This is a genomic window from Pseudomonas sp. ME-P-057 (assembly GCF_030208975.1).
GTDB classification, from domain to species: Bacteria; Pseudomonadota; Gammaproteobacteria; order Pseudomonadales; family Pseudomonadaceae; genus Aquipseudomonas; species Aquipseudomonas lutea.
The window spans coordinates 58,481-85,290 of record NZ_JARVSX010000018.1 but is presented as its reverse complement, the minus strand read 5'-3'; the positions used below and the strand labels follow the sequence as shown (position 1 = coordinate 85,290).

At 60.3% G+C, this 26,810-nt stretch carries 18 protein-coding genes; 12 read left to right on the top strand and 6 right to left on the bottom strand.

Going from position 1 to position 26,810, the window contains the following annotated elements:
• Positions 1-226: 226 nt before the first annotated feature.
• The 5 genes from hslU to QRN48_RS09440 form a co-directional block, all read right to left on the bottom strand.
• Entirely contained in the window at positions 227-1,564 is a 1,338-nt protein-coding gene (gene hslU, locus QRN48_RS09460; RefSeq protein ID WP_037016053.1) for an ATP-dependent protease ATPase subunit HslU, read from the bottom strand.
• A 69-nt stretch (positions 1,565-1,633) separates the two neighbouring features.
• Positions 1,634-2,164: an ATP-dependent protease subunit HslV gene (gene hslV / locus QRN48_RS09455; protein WP_037016051.1), complete on the bottom strand. Its 531-nt coding sequence runs from the start codon at positions 2,162-2,164 to the stop codon at positions 1,634-1,636.
• Positions 2,165-2,341: 177 nt separating this feature from the next.
• Positions 2,342-3,031 carry an SPOR domain-containing protein gene (locus tag QRN48_RS09450; RefSeq protein WP_037016048.1) on the bottom strand — a complete coding sequence of 230 codons (690 nt, stop codon included), beginning with the start codon at positions 3,029-3,031 and terminating at the stop codon, positions 2,342-2,344.
• 1 nt (position 3,032) lies between these two features.
• The gene (gene argS, locus QRN48_RS09445) at positions 3,033-4,778 is read right to left on the bottom strand and encodes an arginine--tRNA ligase (protein ID WP_285350226.1); all 1,746 of its coding nucleotides are present in this window, start codon (positions 4,776-4,778) and stop codon (positions 3,033-3,035) included.
• A 120-nt stretch (positions 4,779-4,898) separates the two neighbouring features.
• Complete coding sequence (locus QRN48_RS09440) at positions 4,899-7,118, bottom strand: primosomal protein N' (protein ID WP_191942662.1); 2,220 nt, start codon at positions 7,116-7,118, stop codon at positions 4,899-4,901.
• A 168-nt stretch (positions 7,119-7,286) separates the two neighbouring features.
• On the opposite strand from QRN48_RS09440, the gene rpmE reads away from it, so the two are divergent.
• The 3 genes from rpmE (at position 7,287) to QRN48_RS09425 (ending at position 9,793) form a co-directional block, all read left to right on the top strand.
• Positions 7,287-7,520 carry a 50S ribosomal protein L31 gene (gene rpmE / locus QRN48_RS09435; RefSeq protein WP_037016040.1) on the top strand — a complete coding sequence of 78 codons (234 nt, stop codon included), beginning with the start codon at positions 7,287-7,289 and terminating at the stop codon, positions 7,518-7,520.
• A 23-nt stretch (positions 7,521-7,543) separates the two neighbouring features.
• Positions 7,544-8,347: a thermonuclease family protein gene (locus QRN48_RS09430; RefSeq protein WP_285350224.1), complete on the top strand. Its 804-nt coding sequence runs from the start codon at positions 7,544-7,546 to the stop codon at positions 8,345-8,347.
• Positions 8,348-8,524: 177 nt separating this feature from the next.
• Positions 8,525-9,793 carry a malic enzyme-like NAD(P)-binding protein gene (locus tag QRN48_RS09425; RefSeq protein ID WP_037016034.1) on the top strand — a complete coding sequence of 423 codons (1,269 nt, stop codon included), beginning with the start codon at positions 8,525-8,527 and terminating at the stop codon, positions 9,791-9,793.
• A 1,174-nt stretch (positions 9,794-10,967) separates the two neighbouring features.
• Here QRN48_RS09425 and QRN48_RS09420 read toward each other — a convergent pair.
• On the bottom strand, positions 10,968-13,442 hold the full coding sequence (locus QRN48_RS09420; RefSeq protein WP_502944590.1) for a penicillin-binding protein 1A: 2,475 nt from the start codon (positions 13,440-13,442) through the stop codon (positions 10,968-10,970).
• 209 nt (positions 13,443-13,651) lie between these two features.
• Here QRN48_RS09420 and QRN48_RS09415 point away from each other — a divergent pair, with 209 nt between their 5' ends.
• From QRN48_RS09415 to gltB, 9 genes are all read left to right on the top strand, one after another.
• Entirely contained in the window at positions 13,652-14,716 is a 1,065-nt protein-coding gene (locus QRN48_RS09415; protein ID WP_037016028.1) for a pilus assembly protein PilM, read from the top strand.
• The gene (locus QRN48_RS09410; RefSeq protein ID WP_037016026.1) at positions 14,716-15,282 is read left to right on the top strand and encodes a PilN domain-containing protein; all 567 of its coding nucleotides are present in this window, start codon (positions 14,716-14,718) and stop codon (positions 15,280-15,282) included. Before QRN48_RS09415 ends, QRN48_RS09410 begins: the two co-directional genes overlap by 1 nt.
• Entirely contained in the window at positions 15,279-15,926 is a 648-nt protein-coding gene (gene pilO / locus QRN48_RS09405; RefSeq protein ID WP_285350217.1) for a type 4a pilus biogenesis protein PilO, read from the top strand. Before QRN48_RS09410 ends, pilO begins: the two co-directional genes overlap by 4 nt.
• On the top strand, positions 15,923-16,450 hold the full coding sequence (gene pilP, locus QRN48_RS09400) for a type 4a pilus biogenesis lipoprotein PilP (protein WP_037016021.1): 528 nt from the start codon (positions 15,923-15,925) through the stop codon (positions 16,448-16,450). Before pilO ends, pilP begins: the two co-directional genes overlap by 4 nt.
• A gap of 53 nt (positions 16,451-16,503) precedes the next feature.
• Positions 16,504-18,579 carry a type IV pilus secretin PilQ gene (locus tag QRN48_RS09395; RefSeq protein ID WP_191943079.1) on the top strand — a complete coding sequence of 692 codons (2,076 nt, stop codon included), beginning with the start codon at positions 16,504-16,506 and terminating at the stop codon, positions 18,577-18,579.
• Between the two features lie 4 nt (positions 18,580-18,583).
• Entirely contained in the window at positions 18,584-19,102 is a 519-nt protein-coding gene (gene aroK, locus QRN48_RS09390) for a shikimate kinase AroK (RefSeq protein ID WP_285350214.1), read from the top strand.
• Between the two features lie 132 nt (positions 19,103-19,234).
• Positions 19,235-20,338, top strand: a complete 1,104-nt coding sequence (aroB, locus tag QRN48_RS09385; RefSeq protein WP_285350213.1) for a 3-dehydroquinate synthase — start codon at positions 19,235-19,237, stop codon at positions 20,336-20,338.
• Positions 20,339-20,348: 10 nt separating this feature from the next.
• Complete coding sequence (locus QRN48_RS09380; RefSeq protein ID WP_037016012.1) at positions 20,349-21,986, top strand: AAA family ATPase; 1,638 nt, start codon at positions 20,349-20,351, stop codon at positions 21,984-21,986.
• Between the two features lie 359 nt (positions 21,987-22,345).
• Complete coding sequence (gene gltB / locus QRN48_RS09375; RefSeq protein ID WP_285350212.1) at positions 22,346-26,791, top strand: glutamate synthase large subunit; 4,446 nt, start codon at positions 22,346-22,348, stop codon at positions 26,789-26,791.
• The last annotated feature ends 19 nt before the right edge of the window (positions 26,792-26,810 follow it).

Genomic DNA, 26,810 nt, shown 5'->3' with positions numbered 1-26,810 from the left:
TAGGCCTTGGACCGTTGGTGAAACGCTGCTGTGTCCGCCGCGACCATGCGGCGAGGCGCCAGACCCTGACCGTCTAGCGGATATAACGCTGCGAACTGCCGGACATTATGCTGCAAAACCTGTAGGAGCCGGCTTGCTGGCGAAAGCGGCCTGCCAGACGCAGATGATCGCCTGAGAGACTGCGTTCGCCAGCAAGCCGGCTCCTACAAAGTCGGGTTGCAGCGCGTTAGAGGATATAACGCGACAGATCTTCGTCTTCCGCCAGCTCACCCAGGTGGCTGTTGACGTACTCGGCATCGATCTGGATCGTCCCTCCATCCTGCGCGCCTGCCAAGTCACCGGCACTGAACGAAACCTCCTCCAGCAACCGCTCCAGCAGCGTGTGCAAGCGACGAGCACCGATGTTCTCGGTCTTCTCGTTGACCTGCCAGGCAATTTCGGCCAGACGCTTGATGCCATCCGGCAAGAACGCAATGTTCAGGCCTTCGGTCTTCAGCAGCTCGCGGTACTGTTCGGTCAGAGACGCGTGCGGCTCGCTGAGAATGCGTTCGAAGTCCTGCGGGGTCAGCGCTTTCAGCTCAACACGGATAGGCAGACGACCCTGCAACTCAGGCACCAGATCGCTTGGCTTGCTCAGATGGAACGCACCGGATGCGATGAACAGGATATGGTCGGTCTTGACCATGCCCAGCTTGGTATTAACGGTGCAGCCTTCGATCAGCGGCAGCAAGTCGCGCTGCACACCTTCGCGGGACACGTCGGCGCCGCCGACATTGCCGCGCTTGGCCACTTTGTCGATCTCGTCGATGAACACGATGCCGTGCTGCTCGACCGCTTCCAGCGCCTTGCCTTTGAGCTCCTCGTCATTGACCAGGCGGCTCGCTTCTTCATCGCGAACCATTTTCAGGGCATCTTTGACCTTGAGCTTGCGGCTCTTTTTCTTGCCCTTGCCCATGTTGGCAAACAGGCTCTGCAACTGGTTGGTCATTTCCTCCATGCCCGGCGGCGCAGATATGTCGACGCCGCCCATTTCAGCGACTTCGATTTCGATTTCCTTGTCGTCCAGCTGACCTTCACGCAGACGCTTGCGGAACAGCTGTCGAGTGTTGGAATCGCTGCCCGATGTCGACTCCTCGCTGAAGCCCGCGCGTGCAGGCGGCAGGAGTGCATCGAGGATGCGGTCTTCGGCAGCGTCTTCGGCGCGATGACGCACCTTGGTGATTTCCTGTTCGCGCAGCAACTTCATTGCAGCGTCTGCCAGATCGCGGATGATCGACTCGACGTCACGGCCTACATAACCGACCTCAGTGAACTTGGTCGCTTCAACCTTGATGAACGGGGCGTTGGCGAGCTTGGCCAAACGACGGGCGATCTCGGTTTTACCAACGCCTGTCGGGCCGATCATCAGAATGTTCTTTGGCGTCACTTCGACGCGCAGCTCTTCGGGCAGCTGCATGCGGCGCCAGCGGTTACGCAGGGCAATGGCGACGGCGCGCTTGGCATCGTCCTGGCCGATGATATGGCGGTTGAGTTCGTGGACAATTTCGCGGGGAGTCATGGACATGGTTTTCAACGGTCCTCGGCGCTAGGCAAGGCGGGCAGGCTGCGGTGAACGGCGGCCATGCCCAGCGGCTTACTCGGCGAGGTCCTGCTCCTCAATGGTGATGTTGTGATTGGTAAAGACGCAGATGTCGCCGGCGATATGCAGGGCGGTTTCGGCGATTTCCCGGGCAGACAGTTCGGTCTTCAGCAGCAGCGCACGGGCAGCCGCCTGGGCAAAGGCGCCACCGGAGCCCATGGCGATCAGGCCGTCCTCGGGCTCAACGACGTCGCCGTTACCGGTAATGATCAACGACGCATCCTTGTTGGCAACGGCCAGCATGGCTTCGAGGCGGCTGAGCGAACGGTCGGTCCGCCAGTCTTTCGCCAGTTCGACGGCGGCGCGCACAAGGTGACCCTGGTGTTTTTCAAGCTGGGCTTCGAAACGCTCGAACAAGGTGAATGCGTCAGCGGTGGCGCCTGCGAATCCGGCGATGACCTGGCCGTGGTAAAGGCGCCGGACTTTCTTGGCGTTGCCTTTCATGACGGTATTGCCCAGGGAAACCTGGCCGTCACCGGCCATGACGACTTTGCCTTGGCGGCGCACTGAAACGATGGTGGTCAAGGGGAGAGTCTCCACGCTGCGGGGCGAAAATGCCCTGATGGAAACTCATATGGGGGTGGGGGCGGGTATTTCAACCGTTGAGTGGGTTGAGGGATGAATGGCGTTGCGTATCACTTCGTGATCGTTACCACGCAGTGCGCGGAACGATCACTCAATGATTAGCGCGAGTATCAGGCGTTAACGAGCCTGGCGCTGTTGCAGCAACAGGTTGCTGAATCCGCCGCCCGCCAGTTGCTTTTGCGCCGTGGTCAGCTGTTCACGGTTGCTGAACGGGCCGACCAGAACGCGGTACCAGGTCTCATCCTTGACCGTGCCCGACTCTACCGTCGCGGCCTGGCCCAGCAGGATGATCTGCGCACGCACCTTTTCGGCGTCGGCCTGTTTGCGGAACGAGCCCGCTTGCAGGAAGAACGTTGTCACCGCCGCAGGCTTGGCCACCGGAGGTGCAGGCGGAGGCGTCAAGCCGCTAAGCGCAGCCTGAGCGCGAGCGGTGTCAATCTTGGCGGCCTGTTCAGGCGAAACCGGAGTGCTCGGCGCAACCACCGGTGGCGTCTTCTCCGGCACCGCTTCGTTCGGCACGATGACTTCCGACTCAGGCAGCAGCGTGTAGAAGTCGTACTTGGGCTTCACCGGAGCGGTCGGGCTCGGCGGCGTCTTGTTCGCTTCGGCGATTTTCGCGGCCTTGGCTTCAGCCTTGACGCGCTTGATGTCGTCGCCACTGCCGGGTTCGAGTTTCATCAGGAAAACGACGAAAGCGCCGACGGTCAAGCCGATCGCCATCCACACCCAGCCTGGAATCGGCGTCTTCGCGGGAGCCTGATACCGGCTGGCGCCGCGCTTGGGAGCAGGTTTCTTTTTAACGGCCAACTTACATACGCTCCAGAGTGTCCAGACCCAACAACTGCAGGCCTTGCTTGAGGGTGCGACCGGTCAGGGCGGCGAGGCGCAAACGACTTTGCTGTTGCTCAGGGTTCTCTGCCGCCAAAATCGGGCAATTCTCGTAAAAGCTGGAAAACAGACCGGCGAGGTCATACAGGTACGCGCAGAGCACATGAGGCGTGCCCTTGTCGGCGACAGTGTTGAGGGTTTCGCCAAACTGCGCCAGACGTGCGGCGAGGTCTTGCTCTTGCGGCGCATCCAGGAGGATCCGTCCCTGGCTCGCGTCGAAGCTTTCGCCTTTTTCTTCCAGCTTGCGGAATACGCCGGCCACGCGGGTATAGGCATACAGCAAATACGGCGCAGTGTTGCCTTCGAAGCTCAGCATCTGGTCGAAGTTGAAGCTGTAGTCGCTGGCGCGATGCTTGGATAAGTCCGCATATTTCACGGCGCTGATGCCCACGGCTTTGGCGATTACGCGCAACTCTTCCTCGACGACGTCCGGGTTCTTCTCTTTGACTAGCGCGTAGGCGCGCTCTTCGGCTTCGTCGAGCAGGTCGACGAGCTTGACCGTGCCGCCATCGCGGGTCTTGAACGGGCGGCCATCGGCGCCGTTCATGGTGCCGAAGCCCATGTGCTCCATTTGCATGCCATTGGTGACAAACCCGGCACGGCGGGCGACTTCAAACACTTGCTGGAAATGTAGCGCCTGACGCTGGTCGACGAAATACAGCACTCGATCGGCTTTCAACACATTGCTGCGATAGCGGATGGCTGCCAGGTCCGTGGTGGCATAGAGATAACCGCCGCCGGCCTTTTGCACGATCACCGGAAGCGGTGTGCCCTCGGCAGTTTTGAATTCCTCAAGGAACACGCACTGCGCACCATTGCTTTCGACCAGAAGCCCGGTCTTCTTCAGATCGGCCACGACATTGGCGAGGTCGTCGTTGTAGGCACTTTCGCCCATGACGTCCTTCGGCGTAAGTTTGACGTTGAGGCGCTCGTACACTTCCTGGCAGTGCGAGAGGGAAATGTCCTTGAAGCGGGTCCACAGGCTCAGGCACTCGGCGTCGCCCGCTTGCAACTTGACCACCAGGCCACGCGCACGCTCGGCAAATTCCTCGGATGCGTCGAAGCGACCTTTGGCGGCGCGGTAGAAGTCTTCGAGGTCGGACAGCTCATCGCTGGTCGCGGGCGTTTCCTGCAGGTAGGCGAGCAGCATGCCGAACTGAGTGCCCCAATCACCTACATGGTTCTGACGGATCACGGTGTCGCCCAGAAACTCGAGTACACTGGCAACGCCGTCGCCGATGATGGTCGAACGCAAGTGGCCCACGTGCATCTCTTTGGCCAGGTTCGGCGCGGACAGATCGACGACGACCCGCTGGGCAGCACCAGCCTTGCGCACGGACAGCGTTTCGTCCGCCAAGGCCTGATCAAGGCGTGTGGCCAACGCCTGCGTGTTCTGGAAGAAATTAAGGAAGCCGGGGCCGGCGATATCAACCCGTGTGACCTGCTCGTCGGCAGGCAGCGCGGCAACGATCTTTTCAGCCAGATCGCGCGGTTTAAGGCCGGCAGGTTTGGCCAGCATCATCGCAATGTTACTGGCGAAGTCGCCGTTCTTTTTGTCCTTGGCGTTCTCCACCTGAATCGCCGGCGTCAGCCCTTCCGGCAAGACGCCATCGGTGACGAGTTGGCTCAGAGCTTGTTGAATCAGCTGGCGAATGGTGTCTTTCATGGTGCTCTCTTTCGACCGCAAGCGCGGCAGCGCCTGGATGCGCGGGTGGAAAAACTGGGCATTATCCGTGGCCGGGGCGCCCTTGCCAACCGCGTTGGATGTGCGGTCTGGGGATCCGGGTCAATAAAGATCCACCGGGTCGACATCCAGTGACCATCTCACCTGTCGCCCGCTTGGCATGTTTTCCAGTGCCAGCAGCCAGGTCGCGAGCAGCTTGTGCAGTGGTGCGCGGGCGTTGGCTTGAACCAGCAACTGGGCGCGATAGCGTCCGGCGCGTCGTTCCATGGGGGCTGGAACCGGCCCCAGTAATTCGATGCCACCCAGTGCCATGTCCTTGAGCAAGCGCTCTGCTTCGCTGCAGGCTTCGTCCAGAAAACCCTCGGCCTGGCCTGGCTTGTGCGCCTCTGCGCGCAGCAATGCCAAGTGCGAAAAGGGCGGCAGCCCTGCGGCGCGACGTTCGCTGAGGGCCTGCTCGGCAAAGGCGAAATAGCCCTGCTCGGTGAGCTGGATCAGCAGCGGGTGGTCAGCCAAATGGGTCTGGATGATGACTTTACCCGGCTCTTCTGCGCGACCAGCCCGGCCTGCAACCTGCACAATCAGCTGGGCCATGCGCTCGCTGGCGCGAAAGTCGCCCGAAAACAGTCCGCCGTCGGCGTCCAGAATCGACACCAGAGTTACGCGGGGGAAATGATGCCCTTTTGCGAGCATTTGGGTGCCCACCAAAATGCATGGCTGACCCTTCTGGATGGTGGCAAACAGTTGATTCATCGCGTCCTTGCGCGAGGTGCTGTCCCGGTCCACGCGCAGCACGGGGAAGTCCGGAAACAGTATCGCCAGTCGCTCTTCGGCGCGCTCGGTACCCGCACCCACAGGGCGCAGATCGACTTTGCCACACGCCGGGCAGTTGCGCGGCACGCGTTCGACATGCCCGCAGTGGTGGCAACGCAGCTCGCCCGAGCGTTGATGCACCGTCATGCGCGCGTCGCAGCGCGTGCATTCCGATAGCCAGCCACAGTCATGGCACAGCAGCGTCGGCGCAAAGCCGCGACGGTTGAGGAACACCAGCACCTGCTGGCCTGCTGCCAGGGTCTGGCCGATGGCTTGCTGCATGGGGCCCGATATGCCGCTGTCCAGAGGACGGCTTTTTACATCCAGGCGCAGGAAACGTGGCTGCTGAGCCCCGCCTGCACGCTCGTTCAAACGCAGGAGCGCGTACCGCCCGGTGTAAGCGTTGTGCAGGCTCTCCAGCGACGGTGTGGCCGAGCCGAGCACAATGGGAATGTCTTCCTGACGCGCCCGTACCAGCGCCAGATCACGGGCGTGATAGCGCAAGCCTTCCTGCTGTTTATACGAGCCGTCGTGTTCCTCATCGATGATGATCAGCCCCGGGTTTTTCATCGGGGTGAACAGCGCCGAGCGGGTGCCGATGATGATGTCGGCTTCGCCATCGCGGGCCGCCAGCCAGGCATCCAGTCGATCGCGATCATTGACGGCCGAGTGCAGCAGCGCGATGCGTGCGTTGAATCGTTGCTCGAAACGCGCAAGGGTCTGCGGGCCCAGGTTGATTTCAGGAATCAGCACCAACGCCTGTTTGCCTGCTTCCAGCGTCTCGCGGATGAGTTGCAGGTACACCTCGGTCTTGCCGCTGCCCGTCACGCCTGCCAGCAAAGACGCATGAAAACTGCCGAATCCTGAGCGAATCGCCTCATAAGCGGCGCGCTGTTCGGTATTGAGCGGAAGCTCCGGCTGCGCCAGCCAATGTTCGTGCCGCTCCACCGGAGCATGACCGCGCACCTCGACGGTCACCAGGGCCTTGGCGAGCAGTAGATTGAGGCTCTCGCGGTTGAGCATCAGTTTGCTCAACAGCTGGTGGGCCACCCCATGCGGGTGCTGGGCCAGCGTGCGCAGCGCCTCTTTTTGCTTCGGTGCGCGGGCGATGCGCGGATCATCGATGCTGGCGTCTGGCGCGACCTGCCAGAAGCGGTCCTGCCGTGCTTCCGCAGGCTCGCCCTGACGCAGCAGCACGGGCAGCGCCCAGCTTAGTGTGTCGCCGAGGCTGTGCTGGTAGTACTGCGCCGTCCACAGACAGAGCTTGAAGAGCGCGGGCGGCAGCGGCGGTTCGCTGTCGAGCACGGCGATGGCGGGTTTGAGTTTGTCGGCCGGCACATCGCTTTTATCGACGACTTCCACCAGCACACCGATCATCTCCCGGCGGCCGAAGGGCACCCGCAGGCGCATTCCCGGCTGCAGTGCACTGCGCGCAACACCTGCGGGAGCGAGGTAGTCGAACAGGCGACGCAGCGGCGAGGGCAGGGCGAGGCGCAAGATGGCGTCGGGCACGCGGGGGATATCCTGTTACGGGGTATGACGAAGGGCGCGATCTTAGCAGACGGCCGGCCTCAACGTTCCCTTGCGTGATTGGCAATGTCTGTTAATATGCGCGGCCTAATTCCGTGCGGTATTCAACAATAGTGTTGGGTGGCGGCACGATAGCCCGAGGAAATACCCATGAAATCCGATATCCATCCAGTTTACGAAGCCATTGACGCAACCTGCAGCTGCGGCAATGTCATCAAAACCCGTTCCACACTGGCCAAGCCTCTGAGCCTGGACGTGTGCAACGAGTGCCACCCGTTCTACACCGGCAAGCAAAAAACTCTGGACGTCGGCGGTCGTGTCGACAAGTTCAAGTCGCGTTTCGGTGCGTTCGGTCCAACCAAAGCTCCTGCTGCTGCAGAGTAAGGTTGGCCGTTCTGGAGTTACCAGTGCGTTTCTCCAGGCTGCTTGAAAAGGCGTCCCTCGCGGGCGCCTTTTTTATGTCTGCGTTTTGGCTTTCCACAGCCCAGGCGCTGTGTCCGGCGCCACCTTCGTTGCCTGTGGTCAGCGTGCAGCGAGTGGTTGATGGCGACACGTTGCGCCTCAGTGATGGGCGCAGCGTTCGCATGATTGGTCTGAACACACCTGAAACCGGCAAGAAAGGTCAGGCCGCCGAGCCTTTCGCCGAAGCCGCCAAGCGTCGCTTGCAGACGCTGGTAGACGCTAGCGACGGAGAGGTCAGGCTGCGTGTGGGTGAGCAGCCGGCCGATCACTACGGCCGCACGCTGGCCAACGTGTATGGGCACGATAACGCCAATTTCGAAGCGCAACTTCTCTCGGAAGGGCTGGGCTACCTCGTCGCGGTGTCTCCGAACGTCGCCCTGGTGAATTGCCAGAAGGCTGCAGAGCAGTCAGCTCGTCAGGCCCGCCTTGGTCTTTGGCGCAACTCGCCGGTCGTGCCGGTCGAGCGCGTCAACAGCGGCGGCTTTGCAGTGCTCAGCGGCCGCGTGACCGAGGTGCAGCGCAATGGCGGCGGCGTATGGATCGAGTTCGGCAACTCTGTGGTGCTTCGCATCGCCCCCAAGCTGGTCGGCCAGTTTGATGTGCCTGCCATCCAGCGCCTTAAAGGGCAACAGGTCGAAGCGCGGGGCTGGGTCGTTGATCGATCCCGTCGCGGCGGTCTGAAGTCAGGCCAGCCACGCTGGATGATGCCAATCACTCATCCGGTCATGCTGGATACAATCAATAAATAAATTGTAGACACTTATAGGCGGGATTGTGGACTCGCTAAGCCGCGTATGCTGCGGTTCTACGCTGAAAGTCGTAGATGCGGCCTCTTGACACAGATGACCCGCCAGTCTTGTTAGGACTTTATGACTTGCGTATGCTCGGCGGTCCGTCTGTCCAACACCAAAAAGCGGAATGCCCCCATGTCAGATTTGAAAACTGCCGCTCTCGAATATCACGCCCATCCGCGTCCCGGGAAACTCAGCGTCGAGCTCACCAAAGCCACCGCCACTGCTCGCGATCTGTCGCTGGCCTACAGCCCGGGTGTGGCTGAGCCGGTCCGCGAAATCGGTCGCGATCCGGAGCTTGCCTACAAGTACACCGGCAAAGGCAATCTGGTAGCGGTCATCTCTGATGGCACTGCAATTCTGGGGCTGGGTAACCTTGGTCCGCTCGCGTCCAAGCCAGTCATGGAAGGCAAGGGGGTGCTGTTCAAGCGCTTTGCCGGTATCGACGTGTTTGACATCGAAGTCGACTCTGAAAGCCCGCAGGCCTTCATCGACACCGTGCGCCGCATTTCCATCACCTTTGGTGGCATCAATCTGGAAGACATCAAGGCACCTGAGTGCTTTGAGATCGAAAAAGCGCTGATCGAGCAGTGCGACATTCCGGTGTTCCACGACGACCAGCACGGTACCGCGATCGTGACTGCGGCCGGCATGATCAACGCCCTGGAAATCGCTGGCAAAACCCTGGAAGCGGCAAAGATCGTCTGTCTGGGCGCTGGTGCGGCGGCCATTTCCTGCATGAAGCTGCTGGTGAGCATGGGCGCGAAGATCGAAAATATCTTCATGATCGATCGCAGCGGCGTCGTTCACGACGGCCGGACCGACCTGAACCAGTACAAGGCTCAGTTCGCCCACTCCACCGACAAGCGCACCCTGGCCGATGCACTGGAAGGCGCTGACGTATTCGTCGGCCTGTCCGGTCCGAACCTGCTGAGCGCTGAAGGCCTGAAGTCGATGGCAGCCAACCCGATCGTGTTCGCCTGTTCGAACCCGGATCCGGAAATTTCGCCAGAGCTGGCCCACGCCACGCGCGATGACGTCATCATGGCGACCGGTCGTTCGGACTACCCTAATCAGGTCAACAACGTGTTGGGCTTCCCGTTCATCTTCCGTGGCGCATTGGACGTTCGTGCCAAACGCATCAACGAAGAGATGAAAATCGCCGCGGCCAACGCCCTGCGTGAGCTGGCCAAGCTGCCGGTTCCTCAGGAAGTATGCGATGCCTACGGCGGCATCGCCCTGGAATTCGGCCGTGAGTACATCATTCCAAAACCGCTGGATGTGCGCCTGCTGACCGTTGTTTCCGATGCCGTTGCAAAAGCTGCCATCGAAAGCGGCGTCGCAACCCTGCCGTATCCAAAGCACTACCCGCTGAAGAGCGTGGATGACGTGTTCAACGGCTGATAGCCAAGCGGCGTAAAAAAAAGCCCTGCGCAGATGCAGGGCTTTTTTGTGGTCGCTGGTTTTGCGTCGTGCCGGGGGGGCTCGGACCTTCCCCCGGTAATCGTAGGAGCCGGCTTGCTGGCGAACCAGTCGTGTCAGCCTACGCGTTTATCGCTGACCCACCGCCTTCGCCAGCAAGCCGGCTCCTACAGGTTGGTGTATATCCTGCTGACGGGAGCGTAGAGGCCGACGCAAAACTGTAGGAGCGCGCTTGCCCGCGATGGCGGTGGGTCTTCGAAGTTGCTATCGACTGCCCCGACGCCTTCGCCGGCAAGCCGGCTCCTGCGGAGGGTGCGTCGCGCCGAGATCGTCGGCGTGCCAGTCAACGGCTATTGGCTGAGCGGCATAAAAAAGCCCTGCACAGCTGCAGGGCTTTTTTGTGGTCGCTGGTTTTGCGTCGTGCCGGGGTGCTGGGACCTTGCCCCGGCAATCGTAGGAGCCGGCTTGCTGGCGAACCAGTCGTGTCAGTCGACACTTTTATCGCTGATTAATCGGGTTCGCCAGCAAGCCGGCACCTACAGATCGGTGTATATCCTGCTGACGGGAGCGTAGAGGCCGACGCAAAACTGTAGGAGCGCGCTTGCCCGCGATGGCGGTGGGTCAGCGAAGTTACTATCGACGGCCCGACGCCTCGCCAGCAAGCCGGCTTCTACAGAGGGGTCGAGATCGTTGGCGTGCCAGGTTCAACGGCTATTGGCTGAGCGGCATAAAAAAGCCCTGCGCAGATGCAGGGCTTTTTTGTGGTCGCTGGTTTTGCGTCGTGCCGGGGGGGCTCGGACCTTCCCCCGGCAATCGTAGGAGCCGGCTTGCTGGCGAACCAGTCGTGTCAGCCTACGCGTTTATCGCTGACCCACCGCCTTCGCCAGCAAGCCGGCTCCTACAGATTGGTGTGTATATCCTGCTGACGGGAGCGTCGAGGCCGGCGCAAAGCTGTAGGAGCGCGCTTGCCCGCGATGGCGGTGGGTCAGCGAAGTTACTATTAGCTGCCCCGACGCCTTCGCCGGCAAGCCGGCTCCTGCGGAGGGTGCGTCGCGCCGAGATCGTCGGCGTGCCAGTTCAACGGCTATTGGCTGAGCGGCATAAAAAAGCCCTGCGCAGATGCAGGGCTTTTTGGTCACAACGCTCTATTCCATGATTAGAACAGATCGATCGGGGCCGATTCGTCCGCTGGCAGTGGGCTGCCTGAAGGAGGGCTGCCACCGAGTTCGTTGACGCTGGGCGGGGTGTCCTCGCTCTTGAACAGCTCGAAGAACGCACCGGGCGTGCTTGGCGTTGCGGAGCGGCCGCTGATCGGGTCGATACGCAGGCTGAGGATACCGTCCGGCTCGGCCTGGACATGAGGCGGTTTGTCTTTCAGTGCAGCGCTCATGTACTTCATCCAGATCGGCAGCGCGACGGTGCCACCGAACTCATGGCGCCCCAGACTTTCCGGCTGATCGAAGCCGGTCCACACCGTGGTCACGTAATCAGCGTTGTAGCCGGTGAACCACGCATCCTTCGAGTCGTTGGTTGTACCCGTTTTACCAGCAATATCCGGACGATTCATTGCCAGTGCGCGGCGACCGGTACCCCGCTTGATCACGTCCTGCAGCATGCTGTTGAGGATGTACGTTGTGCGGCCGTCAACAATCCGTTCCGCCACCACAGGTGCAGGTGCGCCGCCCGGGGCATCCAGGGCGTTCGGTACGACGTTGGCGGTCAGTGGCGGTGTTTCCGGGGCTGCGTACGTCGACGCGCTGCTGATTGCAGCTTCGCTGACGGCTTTGGGGTTCGGGTCGTTGGCCGGGACGGTCGGCGGATTGGCGACGAACAGCGTCTTGCCCTCTCGGTCTTCGATCTTCTGGATAAGGTACGGGCTGATCTTATAACCGCCATTGGCGAACGCGCTCCAGCCGCTGACGATTTCCATCGGCGTCAGGGTTGCGGTGCCCAGTGCGAGGGACAGGTTGGGCGGCAGGTCCTGCTTGTTGAAGCCAAACCGGGTGATGTAATTGATCGCAGTGTTCACCCCCAGGCTTTGCAGCAGGCGGATCGACACCAGGTTGCGCGACTTGTACAGCGCTTCACGCAGGCGGATCGGGCCCAGGAAGGTGCCGGTGTCATTCTTGGGGCGCCACACTTTGTCGATGGCTTCGTCGACAAATACGATCGGTGCGTCATTTACCAGGCTTGCGGCGGTGTAGCCGTTGTCCAGCGCGGCCGAATAGAGGAACGGCTTGAAGCTGGAACCCGGTTGGCGCTTGGCCTGCATGGCGCGGTTGTAGTTGCTCTGCTCGAACGCAAAGCCGCCAACCAGAGCCCGGATCGCGCCGTTTTGCGGATCCAGCGAAACCAGCGCGCTCTGCGCCACGGGAAGCTGGCTGAACTTGAGCGAGTTATCCGGCTGACGCTGCAAGCGCACCAGATCGCCGACGTGGGCGATGTCTGCGGGCTGCTTGGGATTGGCGCCAACGCTGTTGGTGTTCAAAAACGCCTTGGCCCATTTCATACTGTCCCAAGCCACGCTTTCTTCATTTTCGCCACTGCGCGTCAGCACACGGATACCGGTTTTGTCGACCTGCGTAACGATGGCCGGCTCCAGGCCGCTGATTGGACGCTGTTTGCTCAATTCCTGCACCCAGCCGTCGCGCGTCAAACCGGGAAAACGGCTCTCCGGCCCACGGTAGCCATGGCGCTGGTCATACTCGATCAGCCCGTCCTGGACGGCCTTGTTGGCGTCTTCCTGAAGGTTGCTGGGCACGGTAGTCGTGACCCGAAAACCTTCTGTATAGGCTTCGCTGCCATAACGGCCGACCATTTCGGCTCGGGCCATTTCGGCGATGTACGGCGCGTTCACTTCCGGGCTCTGGACGTGATAGCTGGCGTTGATGGGCTCGACGAGTGCGGTCTGGTAGGTGTTCTGGTCGATTTTCCCGAGTTTGAACATGCGCCCCAGGATCCAGTCGCGGCGCTCTTTGGCACGCACCGGGTTCGCCAGTGGGTTGAATCGTGACGGCGCCTTTGGCAGGCCCGCGATCATCGCCATTTGTGCGACGCTCAGGTCACGAATGGATTTGCCGTAGTAAACCTGTGCCGCGGCCTCGATGCCGTAAGCACGGTTGCCCAGGTAGATCTTGTTAACGTACAGCTCGAGAATCTCGTCTTTCGTAAGTTGGCGCTCGATTTGCAAGGCCAAGAGAATCTCGGTGGTTTTGCGCGAAAAACTGCGCTCGCTGGTCAGGAAATAGTTTTTCGCAACCTGCATGGTGATGGTCGAGCCGCCGGACTGGATGTGACCGCTCTTGACCAACTGACTCGCCGCGCGCATCAGGCTGCTTGGGTCCACGCCATAGTGGTTTTCAAAGTTGTCGTCTTCGGCCGACAACAGGGCGTGTATGAAATTGGGCGGAATATCGGCGAAACGGATCGGAGAACGGCGCATTTCGCCAAACTCTGCGATGAGCTTGCCGTCGCTGCTGAACACCCGCAGCGGGATCTGCAGCTGAATATTGCGCAGGGCATCGACCGAAGGCAGATTGGGCGCCAGATAGAGAAAGGCGCCGCTCAGGCCGAGCAGCAGCCCACAGACGACCGCGACGATGGACCACCAGAAAAACTTCAGCAGGCGTATCAAGGCTTTTGGATTTCCAGAAAAAAGAATGGGTTAAGCGCAGGCATTTACAAATGAACACGCCTTGAAGCTTTGCTACACGAAAAAAACGCTGGGCATTATAAGCATTTTTCGTCGACGAGCGTTATTTGCGCTACTGTCAAGTCAGCCGACAATGACGTGGCACCAGAAATCATCCGTAAGTGACGGAAACGCATAGGGAATCGGTTGTGTTCGAACTCTTCAGTAAGAAGGCCAACACCCTTCTAGGGATCGATATTAGCTCCACCTCGGTAAAGCTCCTTGAATTGAGTCGTTCCGGCACCCGTTACAAGGTCGAGTCTTATGCGGTCGAGCCGCTGCCTGCCAATGCGGTCGTCGAAAAGAACATCGCGGAGCTTGAAGGGGTCGGCAGTGCTTTGACGCGTTTGCTGGTAAAAGCGAAGAGCAACGTCAAAATCGCGGCGGTTGCGGTCGCCGGATCGGCTGTTATTACCAAGACGATCGAGATGGATGCGGGCCTTTCCGACGACGAGATGGAAAACCAACTCAAGATCGAAGCCGATCAGTACATTCCCTATCCCCTTGAAGAAGTCGCTATCGATTTCGAAGTCCAGGGCTATTCGGCGCGCAATCCCGAGCGCGTTGAGGTGCTTCTGGCAGCATGCCGCAAGGAAAACGTCGAGGTCCGGGAAGCGGCGTTGGCATTGGCGGGTCTCACTGCACGCGTGGTGGATGTCGAGGCCTATGCGCTGGAACGCTCGTTTGGCCTGTTGTCCGCACAGTTGGGCCAGGATCACGAGCAGTTGACGGTCGCCGTCATCGACATCGGCGCGACGATGACCACCCTCAGCGTGCTGCACAACGGCCGCATCATCTATACCCGTGAACAGTTATTTGGCGGTCGTCAGCTCACTGAGGAAATTCAGCGCCGCTATGGTTTATCGGTGAGTGAAGCCGGTCTTGCCAAAAAACAGGGTGGACTGCCTGACGACTATGTCTCCGAAGTGCTGCAGCCCTTCAAGGATGCGGTGGTTCAACAAGTGTCCCGCTCGCTGCAGTTTTTCTTTGCGGCCGGCCAGTACAACCGCGTCGACTACATCATGCTCGCGGGAGGCACTGCCTCTATATCGGGTCTTGATCGGCTGATTCAGGAGCGTCTTGGCACACCGACGCTGGTTGCAAACCCTTTCGCTGATATGGCGCTGAGCGCCAAAGTCAACGCCGGCGCCCTCGCCAGCGACGCTCCCGCACTGATGATCGCATGCGGTCTTGCATTGAGGAGCTTCGACTAATGGCACGGATCAACTTACTACCCTGGCGCGAGCAGCAACGTGAGGCGCGCAAGAAGCGCTTTATCCTTGCGCTGGCCGGCGTATTGGTCGTCGGCGTAGGTGCGGTTCTTCTGGCTGATCAATATTTGAGCAGTGCCATCGCTCACCAGAATGCGCGCAACGAGTTTGTCAGAACCGAAATCGTTCAGCTGGACGCTCGTATCAAGGAAATCAGCGAGCTGAAGGCGCGCCGCAAGCAATTGCTGGAACGCATGAAGATCATCCAGGACCTGCAGGGCAATCGACCCATCATCGGCCGCGTATTTGACCAGCTGGCTCGCACACTGCCAGACGGCGTGTTCTTCAACGACGTAAAAATGACGGGGCAGATGATCAGCATCTCCGGTGCAGCCGAGTCCAACAACCGGGTCTCGGATCTGCTGCGTAACCTGGACGCGTCCGACTGGCTGGAGTCTCCGAGCCTGACGGAGGTCAAGGCCAATACCGCGGGCGGCGTGGATCAAACCAACACCTTCCAGTTAACGGTACGTCAGACGCAGCCGGCGGTTGAGGGGGTCAAGCCATGAACATGAGTGAATGGCTGGACAGCCTGCGCAAGATCGACATCAACGATCTGGACGTCAACAACCTGGGGTCCTGGCCTGCGGCCGTAAAAACCATCGCTGGCGCTCTGTTGTTGGCGCTGGTGCTGGCAGGTGGCTATTTCTTCTACATCCAGGACATGCAGGCTCAGCTGGATCAGGCGCGCAGTGAAGAAGTAGCGCTTAAAGAGCAGTTTGCGACCAAGGCCTATCAAGCGGCGAACCTTGCGGCTTACAAGAGCCAAATGGTGGAGATGGAAAACACCTTCGGTGCGCTGCTACGTCAGTTGCCGAGCGATACCGAAGTCCCGGGCTTGCTGGAAGACATCACCCGTACGGGCCTGGGCAGCGGTCTTGAGTTTGAGGAAATCAAGCTGCTCCCCGAGGAAGCGCAGCAGTTTTATATTGAATTGCCTATCCAGATCACTGTGACCGGCAGCTATCACGACCTGGCAACCTTCGCCAGTGGGGTGGCCAGTCTGCCGCGAATCGTCACGCTGCATGACTTCGAGATCAAGCCGCTGGATGCCAAGTCCCCGGCGAAACTGCGCATGAGCATTCTGGCCAAGACCTACCGTTATAACGATAAAGGCGTTCAGAACATCGACACGAAAGGGCCTGCGAAATGAGGGCGATGCGTTGGTTGTACCTCGGCGTCACGCTGATGGGGCTCGCAGGCTGTGGCAGCTCGGATGAATTTGACGATCTGAAGCAGTACATGGGCGAGGTTCGCGCGCGTCCGGTCGGCACCATTGAGCCAATGCCCAAGTTCCGGCCATATGAAGCCTTTACCTATGCGGCGGCGAGCCTGCGCAGCCCGTTTCAGCCGCCGGTCAAAATCGATCTGGTCAACCGTCAGAGGGGCTCGCATCTGGTCCAGCCCGACCCGACCCGGGTCAAGCAGTTCCTTGAGGGCTTCAACATCGATTCCTTTGAAATGGTGGGTACGTTGAGTAACGAAAGCGGGACGTTCGCGTTGCTTCGCGGGGCGGGCGGCGTGCATAGGGTGAAAGTGGGCGATTACCTGGGCCGCAACGATGGCCGGATTACGGCAATCAGCGATTCCGCAGTTCAGGTGATGGAAATCGTGCCGGATGGTGAGGGGGCGTGGCTGGAGCGTCCGCTCAGCATCTCGCTCAAGGAACGCTCATGAAGACGGCAAGCAAGCGCAGCACCTTCGAATCTGCACAGTGGTGGAATGTGAACATGAACAGGATTCTTTCGATTATCGGCGTGTCGCTAGGGATGGCGCTGCTTTCACCGATTCTTCAGGCAGCGAACCTCAAGACGCTGGACGTAGCAGCACTGCCGGGGGATCGAGTCGAATTGAAGTTGTCCTTCGATGGCCCAGTGGCGGCGCCGCGTGGTTACACCACCGAGCAACCGGCGCGGATCGCGCTTGACCTGCCGGGTGTCACCAGCCAGTTGGCGATCAAGAGCCGTGACCTGGGTTCAGGCAATGCGCATAGCGTGGTGGTCGTCGAGGCCAAGGATCGCACGCGGGTGATCATCAACCTCACCACGCTCGCGCCGTACAGCTCTCGGGTAGAAGGCAACAACCTGTTCGTGGTCGTGGGCCAGGGTGCGGCTGCGGCGCAAGGCTCACAGCCCAGTACCGCCCTGGGCGCGCCGCGGGTGAGCGTGCCCCCCGCGCAATCGAAGCCTGTCGCCCGTTCCTACGCTCCCGGCCCGCGGTCGGTGAAAAATGTCGATTTCCAACGCGGAGAGCTCGGTGAGGGCAACGTCATCATCGAACTGAGCGACACCGGTATTGCTCCGGATATTCAGGAGCAGGGCGGCAAGATTCGCGTCGACTTCGCCAAGACTCAGTTGCCGGATCCGTTGCGCGTGCGCCTCGACGTGAAGGATTTCGCCACGCCGGTGCAGTTCGTCAATTCAAGTGTCAGCGGCGACAAAGCCAGCATTTCGATCGAGCCGTCTGGCGCGTTCGATTATTCCGCCTACCAGACGGAAAACAAGCTGACCATCAGCGTGCGTCCATTGACCAACGAGGATCAGGAGCGCCGTAACTCGGAAAAACTGGTCTATACCGGCGAGAAACTGTCGCTGAATTTCCAGGACATCGATGTCCGGTCGGTTCTGCAGCTGATCGCCGATTTCACCAACCTCAATCTGGTTGCCAGTGACACGGTCCAGGGCGGTATCACCCTGCGCCTGCAAAACGTGCCGTGGGATCAGGCGCTGGATCTGGTGCTTAAAACCAAAGGTCTGGACAAGCGCAAGATCGGTAATGTTTTGCTGGTCGGGCCCGCTGATGAGATCGCCGCCCGTGAGCGTCAGGAGCTGGAGTCGCTGAAGCAGATTTCCGAGTTGGCGCCGCTGCGTCGTGAGTTGCTGCAAGTGAACTATGCCAAGGCTGCCGATATCGCCAAGCTCTTTCAGTCGGTGACCAGTGCGGAATCGAAAACCGACGAGCGCGGCTCGATCACGGTCGATGAGCGTACCAACAACATCATTGCCTACCAGACTCAGGATCGCCTGGATGAGCTGCGCCGCATCGTTTCGCAGCTGGATATCCCGGTGCGTCAGGTCATGATCGAGGCGCGCATCGTTGAAGCGAATGTCGACTATGACAAAGCTCTGGGCGTGCGCTGGGGCGGATCGAGCAACCGGGGGAATTTCACCACTGGCGGCAATGGCACAGTCACCGGCGCAGCGGCGACCAACGGACCTTATGTGGACATGGGCGTGACCGATGCCACCTCGTCGATCGGTCTGGGTTTCCTGACCAACAATACGATTCTCGATCTCGAACTGACGGCGATGGAGAAGAGCGGGAATGGTGAAGTCGTTTCGCAGCCGAAGGTCGTTACGTCGGACAAGGAAACCGCGAAAATCCTGAAAGGTACGGAGGTGCCGTATCAGGAGGCCAGTTCGAGCGGCGCGACGTCGGTGTCGTTCAAAGAGGCTTCGCTGTCGCTGGAAGTAACGCCACAGATCACTCCGGATAACCGCATCATCATGGAGGTCAAGGTCACGAAGGATGAACCGGACTACGTGAACACGGTGCTTGGAGTTCCGCCCATCAAGAAAAACGAGGTCAATGCCAAGGTGTTGGTAGCCGACGGCGAGACCATAGTTATTGGCGGGGTGTTCTCCAACACGCAAAGTAAAGTCGTCGACAAGGTGCCATTTTTGGGCGATGTGCCGTATGTTGGCCGCCTTTTCCGGCGCGATGTGGTCTCGGAGTCAAAATCCGAGCTATTGGTCTTCCTCACTCCGCGTATCATGAACAACCAGGCGATTGCTGTGAGTCGTTGATTCTGTGCGAAATTTAATACTTGTGGGGCCGATGGGGGCGGGTAAGAGCACCATCGGCCGCTTGCTGGCCAAAGAGCTTCGACTGCCGTTCAAGGATTCCGACAAGGAAATCGAACTGCGAACGGGCGCCAATATCCCCTGGATCTTCGATAAAGAAGGTGAGGCAGGCTTTCGCGACCGGGAGCAGGCAATGATTGCCGAGCTCTGCGCGCTCGATGGCGTGGTGGTGGCTACCGGCGGCGGCGCGGTCATGCGCGAAGAAAACCGCCGCGCATTGTACGCCGGTGGTCGGGTGGTGTATCTGCATGCCTCGGTCGAGCAGCAAGTGGGCCGGACTTCCCGGGACCGCAACCGGCCATTGCTGCGCACCGCCGACCCCGCGCGCGTGCTGCGCGAACTGCTGGCTATCCGCGATCCGCTGTACCGGGAAATCGCCGATGTGATCATCCAAACCGATGAGCGGCCGCCCCGAATGGTGGTCATCGACATCCTTGCCCTTCTGGCCGAGCTTCCTCCCCGTTAAAGCGCAGACGGAAATGCGCTATCCTCGGCGACCATAAAAAGCGGGGTCGTGAAATGGCCTTGCGCCATAGCCAGTGTTGGCGTTTCGTGACGCACAGACACAGGCAACCAATTGTTAACAGCGTGGGGACACATGCAGACACTCAAGGTCGAGCTTGGCGAACGCAGCTACCCGATTCACATCGGCGAAGGCTTGCTGGATCAGCCCGAGTTGCTCAAGCCATACATAGCCGGGAAACAAGTGGCGATCGTTTCAAACGCCACGGTCGCTCCGCTGTACATGGAGCGCCTTACTCAATCCCTCGCCGGTTACAGCGTCTTGCCGATTGTGCTTCCCGACGGCGAAGCCTTCAAAAACTGGGAAACCCTGCAAACCATTTTCGACGCGCTCTTGACTGCGCGCCATGATCGTCGCACCACCGTGATTGCGTTGGGCGGTGGCGTGATCGGGGACATGGCCGGCTTCGCGGCTGCCTGTTATCAACGTGGTGTGGAATTCATTCAGGTACCGACCACGCTGTTGTCTCAGGTAGATTCATCGGTCGGTGGTAAAACCGGCATTAATCACCCGCTGGGCAAAAACATGGTCGGCGCGTTCTACCAGCCAAATGCAGTCTTGATCGACACAGCTTCGCTGAACAGCTTGCCCGAACGGGAACTGTCGGCCGGTCTCGCCGAGGTCATCAAATACGGCCTGATCTGTGACGAACCCTTCCTGACATGGCTCGAAGAGAACGTGGACAAGCTGCGCGCGCTGGATCAGGTCGCGCTGACCACAGCCATCGAGCGTTCTTGCGCGGCCAAGGCTGCGGTGGTGGGTGCCGATGAGCGGGAATCCGGTGTGCGTGCCACACTCAACCTGGGCCACACGTTCGGCCACGCCATCGAAACGCACATGGGGTATGGGGTATGGCTGCACGGCGAGGCAGTGGCGGCAGGTACGGTAATGGCCCTTGAAATGTCCGCACGTCTGGGGTGGATCACCGAGCAAGAGCGCGACCGTGGCATCCGTATTTTTCAGCGTGCCGGTTTGCCGGTCGTTCCGCCTGAAGACATGACGCCCGAGCATTTCCTCGAGCACATGGCGGTGGACAAAAAGGTCATAGACGGTCGTCTGCGCCTGGTGCTGTTGTGTCGCATCGGCGAGGCAGTAGTGACCGACGAATATCCACAAGAAGTACTACAGGCCACACTGGTCGCGGATTACCGCGCCTTGGTGGATCAGCTTAGAGGTTAATGAGAAATCCATGACTAGTTTGCACGCCGATGAGGCCTTCCTCGGTCATTACCAGTTGAGTCATGACCCCTTTGCAACGCGGGTCCCCGGCTTCAAATTCTTCCCTGCACAGCGCAAGCCCGTGCTGGGTCAGCTGCATCATCTCGCACGCTACAGCCAGTTGCTGTTGGTGGTCACGGGCCCCCAGGGCAGCGGCAAGACGTTGCTGCGTCAGGCGCTGGTGGCGAGCACCAACAAACAGTCGGTGCAAAGCGTCGTGGTCTCGGCGCGCGGTGCAGGCGATGCGACAGGCGTGTTGCGCCAGGTTGCGCAGGCGCTGAACGTCGCACAGGCGGAAATGCGTCCGATCCTGTCACAAGTCGTGCAGCTGGCGCTGACAGGCCAGGAGGTCTACATCCTGGTGGACGATGCCGAACAACTGGGCGAATCCGCACTCGAAGCGTTGTTGGGATTGGCGGCAGGTACCCCGGAAGGGCGCCCGCATGTCTTCCTGTTCGGCGAGGCTTCGATCATTGATCGCCTGGATCAATTGTGCGCCGAGAGCGGTACGGAGGAAGAACGCTTCCACGTTATCGAACTCGCGCCGTATACCGAAGAAGAAACCCGTGAGTATCTGGCTCAGCGTCTCGACGGCGCCGGGCAGGGCGTTGGATTGTTCAGCGCCGAGCAGATCAGCGATATCCATGAGCAGTCCGGTGGATGGCCAGGTGCGATTAATCAGGTCGCGCGCGATTCGATGATCGAAGCCATGATTGCCAGCCGCTCTGCGGTCAAGCGTCCAAGTATGGGGTTCAAGATGCCTAAGAAACACGTGTTGGCTTTGGGTGGGGTTGTTGTCGCGGCGGTCCTCGCTGCGTGGTTGATTCCAGGTCGCAGCAACGCACCCGCTACGGCGCCAGCCAACTCTCAGGCTCAACTGCCTCTGGGTCAGGGCCAGGCGCCGGCTCAACAATCGAACAACGGTGGCCCGGCGATCGAGTTCGCCGGCAATTCGCAGCCAATGCCGTTGCCGATGAACGGGAGCTCGCAACCGGTTACACGCACACCTCTGGCTGAAGCGGCGGGCTCGGGTGAGGGTGACGGTGAAGACGGCGGTGCCGCCGCCAATCAATCGCTGCAGCCGCCGACGGTAACCACCACTGCGCCACCTGCGGGTGCATCGGCAGGGCCTGCTCCAAGCATGGCGCAGCAGCCGGTTCCAGCGCCACGCCCGGCGCCCGCCGCCAAGCCTACACCTGCTCCGGCGCCCGCTCCTGCCGCCAAGCCTGCGCCTGCGCCGACTCAGGTGGCGACTGCCAAGCCTGCTCCGGCCCCGGCAGCCAAGCCTGCTGCTCCGGCAGCTGCAGCGTCTGGCGCAGCGGGCAGTGGCTGGTATTCAGGTCAGGCTCCCACGCATTACGTGGTGCAGATCCTGGGCACGAGCTCTGAAACCACTGCCCAAAGCTACGTAAAAGAGCAGGGCGCCGAGTACCGTTATTTCAAGAAAACCCTGCAGGGCAAGCCTCTGTATGTGGTGACCTACGGCAGTTTCGCTGATCGCAATGCAGCGCTCACTGCTATCAAGGCCTTGCCAGAGAAGGTTCAGGCTGGTAAACCTTGGCCTCGTACCGTCGGCAGCATCCAACAGGAACTCGCTGCCGCACGCTGATGACGCAGGGATCTTATCCGGGTCCCTCGCTTGGCTCCCCCGATTATCACGCATGAGCGTGCTGCCAATGAGCAGCGCGCCTTGCGCTGTCTGCGTCTCAGACACACATTGATCTTCGGGCTCTCATTGGTCAGACTCGCAAAAGAGCTCTGGCTAGCACGAGAATCGATATAAAACCTTTCATGAATGCGACATAAATTTGCGACAGTTCGTCGCCAAATTTGTGAGGACTTGTGTCGCTGTGTACAATGACCTCCCTTTTGCTCCCGCAAAGCCGGCGTACGTTCGGCGTGGATGGTAAATGGTTGAATTGAAAAGAAATTTGTCTCGTTAAGAGGCAGCCTGGTGAGAATGTGTCTATGAAAGCAGGTCTGTACCATCCGGAAGAATTCAAGGATAACTGTGGTTTCGGCCTGATCGCCCATATGCAAGGCGAGCCCAGTCATCACCTGTTGCAGACGGCTATCGAAGCCCTGACCTGCATGACCCACCGTGGTGGTATCAATGCCGACGGCAAGACCGGCGACGGTTGCGGTCTATTGATGCAAAAGCCCGACGCTTTCCTGCGTGCGGTGGCTACCGAGCACTTTGGTGTCGACCTGCCGCGCCAGTATTGCGCAGGCATGGTCTTCCTCAATCAGGACGACGCCAGGGCCGAAGCGGCCCGCGAGAACATGAACCGAGAAATCCTGGCGGCCGGGCTGACGTTGATCGGCTGGCGTCAGGTGCCGATCGACACCAGCGTGCTGGGCCGGCTGGCGCTTGAGCGTCTGCCGAAGATCGAACAGGTCTTCATCGGCGGCGAAGGCCTCAGCGATCAGGAATTCGCGATCAAGCTGTTCTGCGCCCGTCGCCGTTCATCGGTCGCCAACGCTGCCGACACCGACCATTACATCTGCAGCTTTTCGCACAAGACCATCATCTATAAAGGCCTGATGATGCCGCGTGATCTCACGGCATTTTTCCCGGACCTCAACGACGAACGCCTGCAAACCGCGATCTGCGTGTTCCACCAGCGTTTCTCGACCAATACCCTGCCGAAGTGGCCGCTGGCTCAGCCATTCCGCTTCCTCGCCCACAACGGCGAGATCAATACGATCACCGGTAACCGCAACTGGGCACAGGCCCGTCGCACCAAGTTCAGCAACGATTTGATGGACCTCGACGAACTGGGCCCGTTGGTCAACCGCGTGGGCTCCGACTCTTCGAGCATGGATAACATGCTGGAGCTGATGGTCACCGGCGGCATCGACCTGTTCCGTGGCGTGCGCATGCTCGTGCCGCCTGCGTGGCAGAACGTCGAGACCATGGACCCGGACCTGCGCGCATTTTACGAATTCAACTCCATGCACATGGAGCCGTGGGACGGCCCGGCCGGTATCGTCATGACCGAAGGTCGCCATGCTGTCTGCCTGCTCGACCGCAACGGCCTGCGCCCTGCACGCTGGGTCACGACCAAGAATGGCTATATCACTCTGGCGTCGGAAATCGGCGTCTGGAACTACAAGCCCGAGGACGTGATTGCCAAAGGCCGTGTCGGGCCGGGTCAGATCTTTGCTGTGGACACCGAAACCGGGCAGATCCTCGACACCGATGCCATCGACAGCCGTCTCAAGTCGCGCCACCCGTACAAGCAGTGGCTGCGCAAAAATGCGCTGCGCATTCAGGCGACGCTGGAAGACCACGACCACGGCTCGGCGTTTTACAACCCGTATCAGCTCAAGCAGTACATGAAAATGTTCCAGGTCACGTTCGAAGAGCGTGATCAGATCCTGCGCCCGCTGGGTGAGCAAGGTCAGGAAGCGGTCGGCTCCATGGGCGATGACACGCCAATGGCGGTGCTGTCCCGTCGCGTCCGCACGCCATACGACTATTTCCGTCAGCAGTTCGCGCAGGTCACCAACCCGCCGATCGACCCGCTGCGCGAAGCCATAGTCATGTCGCTGGAAGTCTGCCTCGGTGCCGAGCGCAATATTTTCCAGGAGTCGCCGGAGCACGCTTCTCGCGTGATTCTCAGCTCGCCGGTTGTTTCTCCGGCCAAGTGGCGCTCGCTGATGACCCTTGATCGTCCGGGCTTTGATCGTCAGATCATCGACCTGAATTACGACGAAACCATGGGCCTGGAAGCGGCCGTGCGCAACGTCGCGGATCAGGCTGAAGAAGCCGTGCGTTCGGGCAAGACCCAGATTGTCTTGAGCGACCGCCATATCGCGCCGGGCAAGTTGCCGATCCACGCATCGCTTGCCACCGGCGCGGTGCACCACCGCCTGACCGAAAAAGGCCTGCGCTGCGACAGCAACATCCTCGTCGAGACCGCTACAGCACGCGACCCGCACCATTTCGCCGTATTGATCGGCTTCGGTGCGTCGGCGGTGTATCCGTTCCTGGCATACGAAGTGCTGGGTGACCTGATCCGCACCGGTGAAGTGCTGGGCGATCTGTACGAGGTCTTCAAGAACTACCGCAAAGGCATCACCAAGGGCCTGCTGAAAATTCTCTCGAAAATGGGGATTTCCACCGTGGCGTCGTACCGTGGCGCGCAACTGTTCGAGGCCATCGGGCTGTCCGAAGAAGTCTGCGAGCTGAGCTTCCGGGGTGTGCCAAGCCGCATCAAGGGTGCTCGTTTCGTCGACATCGAAGCTGAGCAAAAAGCGCTGGCCTTCGAAGCCTGGAGCGCGCGCAAGCCGATCCAGCAGGGCGGCCTGCTGAAGTTTGTCTATGGCGGCGAGTACCACGCCTACAACCCTGACGTGGTGGCGATGCTGCAAGCCGCCGTACAGCAGGGCGATTACAGCAAGTTCAAGGAATACACAGCGCTGGTGGACAACCGTCCCGTGTCGATGATCCGCGACCTGCTCAAGGTCAAGGAGCTTGATACACCGCTGGGCATTGATGAGATCGAGCCCCTCGAAGGCATCCTCAAGCGTTTTGACTCGGCGGGGATTTCGCTGGGCGCACTGTCGCCTGAAGCGCACGAGGCGCTGGCCGAAGCGATGAACCGTCTGGGTGCGCGCTCCAACTCTGGCGAGGGCGGCGAAGATCCGGCGCGCTACGGGACCATCCGCAGCTCCAAGATCAAACAGATCGCGACGGGTCGTTTTGGCGTGACGCCTGAATACCTGGTCAACGCCGACGTGCTGCAGATCAAGGTTGCGCAAGGCGCCAAGCCGGGCGAGGGCGGGCAATTGCCAGGCGGCAAGGTCAATGGCCTGATCGCCAAACTGCGGTATGCGGTACCGGGCGTGACGTTGATTTCGCCACCGCCGCATCACGATATCTACTCGATCGAAGACCTGTCGCAGCTGATTTTCGACCTCAAGCAGGTCAATCCGGCGGCGCTGGTTTCGGTCAAGCTGGTGGCCGAGGCAGGTGTGGGCACGATTGCGGCGGGTGTGGCCAAGGCTTACGCTGACCTGATCACAATTTCCGGCTACGACGGCGGCACCGGTGCATCTCCGCTGTCGTCGATCAAATACGCAGGTTCGCCGTGGGAAATCGGTTTGGCCGAGACCCACCAGACCCTGCGCGGCAACGACCTGCGCGGCAAAGTCCGTGTGCAAACCGACGGCGGTCTGAAAACCGGTCTCGACGTGATCAAGGCCGCCATTCTCGGCGCTGAAAGCTTCGGCTTCGGCACCGCGCCAATGATCGCGCTGGGCTGCAAATACCTGCGCATCTGCCACCTGAACAACTGCGCCACCGGCGTGGCCACGCAGAACGACAAGCTGCGCAAGGATCACTACATCGGCACCGTCGACATGGTGATCAACTTCTTCACCTACGTGGCCGAAGAAACCCGTGAGTGGCTCGCCAAGCTGGGTGTGCGTTCTCTCGAAGAGCTGATCGGGCGTACAGACCTGCTGGAAATCCTGCCGGGCGAAACCGCCAAGCAGCAGCATCTGGACCTGACGCCGCTGCTGGGCAGCGATCACATCCCGGCCGACAAACCGCAGTTCAGTCAGGTTGATCGCAACCCGCCGTTCGACAAAGGTCTGCTGGCCGAGAAAATGGTCGAGCTGGCGATCTCGGCCATTCAGGGCAAGAGCGGTGGCGACTACGAACTGGATATCTGCAACTGCGACCGCTCCATCGGCGCGCGGATTTCTGGCGAGATCGCCAAGCTGCACGGCAATCAGGGCATGAATGATGCGCCGGTGACGTTCCGCTTCAAGGGCACCGCCGGGCAGAGCTTCGGCGTGTGGAATGCCGGCGGCCTGAACATGTATCTGGAAGGCGACGCCAACGACTACGTCGGCAAAGGCATGACCGCGGGCAAGTTGGTGATCGTGCCGCCAAAAGGCAGCCCGTTCAAAACCCAGGACAGCGCGATCATCGGCAACACGTGCCTGTACGGCGCAACCGGCGGCAAGTTGTTCGCGGCGGGCACGGCGGGCGAGCGTTTCGCGGTGCGTAACTCCGGCGCTCACACGGTTGTCGAGGGCACTGGCGACCATTGCTGCGAGTACATGACCGGCGGTTTCGTCTGCGTCCTGGGCAAGACCGGCTACAACTTCGGCTCTGGCATGACCGGTGGCTTTGCTTACGTGCTCGATCAGGACAACACATTCGTTGACCGGGTCAACCACGAACTGGTCGAAATCCAGCGCATCAGCGGTGAAGCGATGGAGGCCTATCGCAGCCATCTGGAGCGCGTGCTGGCTGAATACGTGACGGAAACCGACAGCGAGTGGGGCCGCAATCTCTGGGAAAACCTGGATGACTATCTGCGCCGCTTCTGGTTGGTGAAGCCGAAAGCTGCGAGCTTGAAGTCACTGTTGTCCAGCACCCGCGCGAATCCGCAATAAAGCAGCCGCAAGCTGCAAG

Bases quoted from the DNA above. Each gene is read 5' to 3' on its own strand.
- pilP (WP_037016021.1), top strand. From the start codon at position 15,923: ATGAGGGCGATGCGTTGGTTGTACCTCGGCGTCACGCTGATGGGGCTC.
- QRN48_RS09380 (WP_037016012.1), top strand. From the start codon at position 20,349: ATGACTAGTTTGCACGCCGATGAGGCCTTCCTCGGTCATTACCAGTTG.
- hslU (WP_037016053.1), bottom strand. From the start codon at position 1,564: ATGTCCATGACTCCCCGCGAAATTGTCCACGAACTCAACCGCCATATC.
- rpmE (WP_037016040.1), top strand. From the start codon at position 7,287: ATGAAATCCGATATCCATCCAGTTTACGAAGCCATTGACGCAACCTGC.
- QRN48_RS09425 (WP_037016034.1), top strand. From the start codon at position 8,525: ATGTCAGATTTGAAAACTGCCGCTCTCGAATATCACGCCCATCCGCGT.
- QRN48_RS09410 (WP_037016026.1), top strand. From the start codon at position 14,716: ATGGCACGGATCAACTTACTACCCTGGCGCGAGCAGCAACGTGAGGCG.
- argS (WP_285350226.1), bottom strand. From the start codon at position 4,778: ATGAAAGACACCATTCGCCAGCTGATTCAACAAGCTCTGAGCCAACTC.
- QRN48_RS09395 (WP_191943079.1), top strand. From the start codon at position 16,504: ATGAACAGGATTCTTTCGATTATCGGCGTGTCGCTAGGGATGGCGCTG.
- pilO (WP_285350217.1), top strand. From the start codon at position 15,279: ATGAACATGAGTGAATGGCTGGACAGCCTGCGCAAGATCGACATCAAC.
- aroB (WP_285350213.1), top strand. From the start codon at position 19,235: ATGCAGACACTCAAGGTCGAGCTTGGCGAACGCAGCTACCCGATTCAC.
- gltB (WP_285350212.1), top strand. From the start codon at position 22,346: ATGAAAGCAGGTCTGTACCATCCGGAAGAATTCAAGGATAACTGTGGT.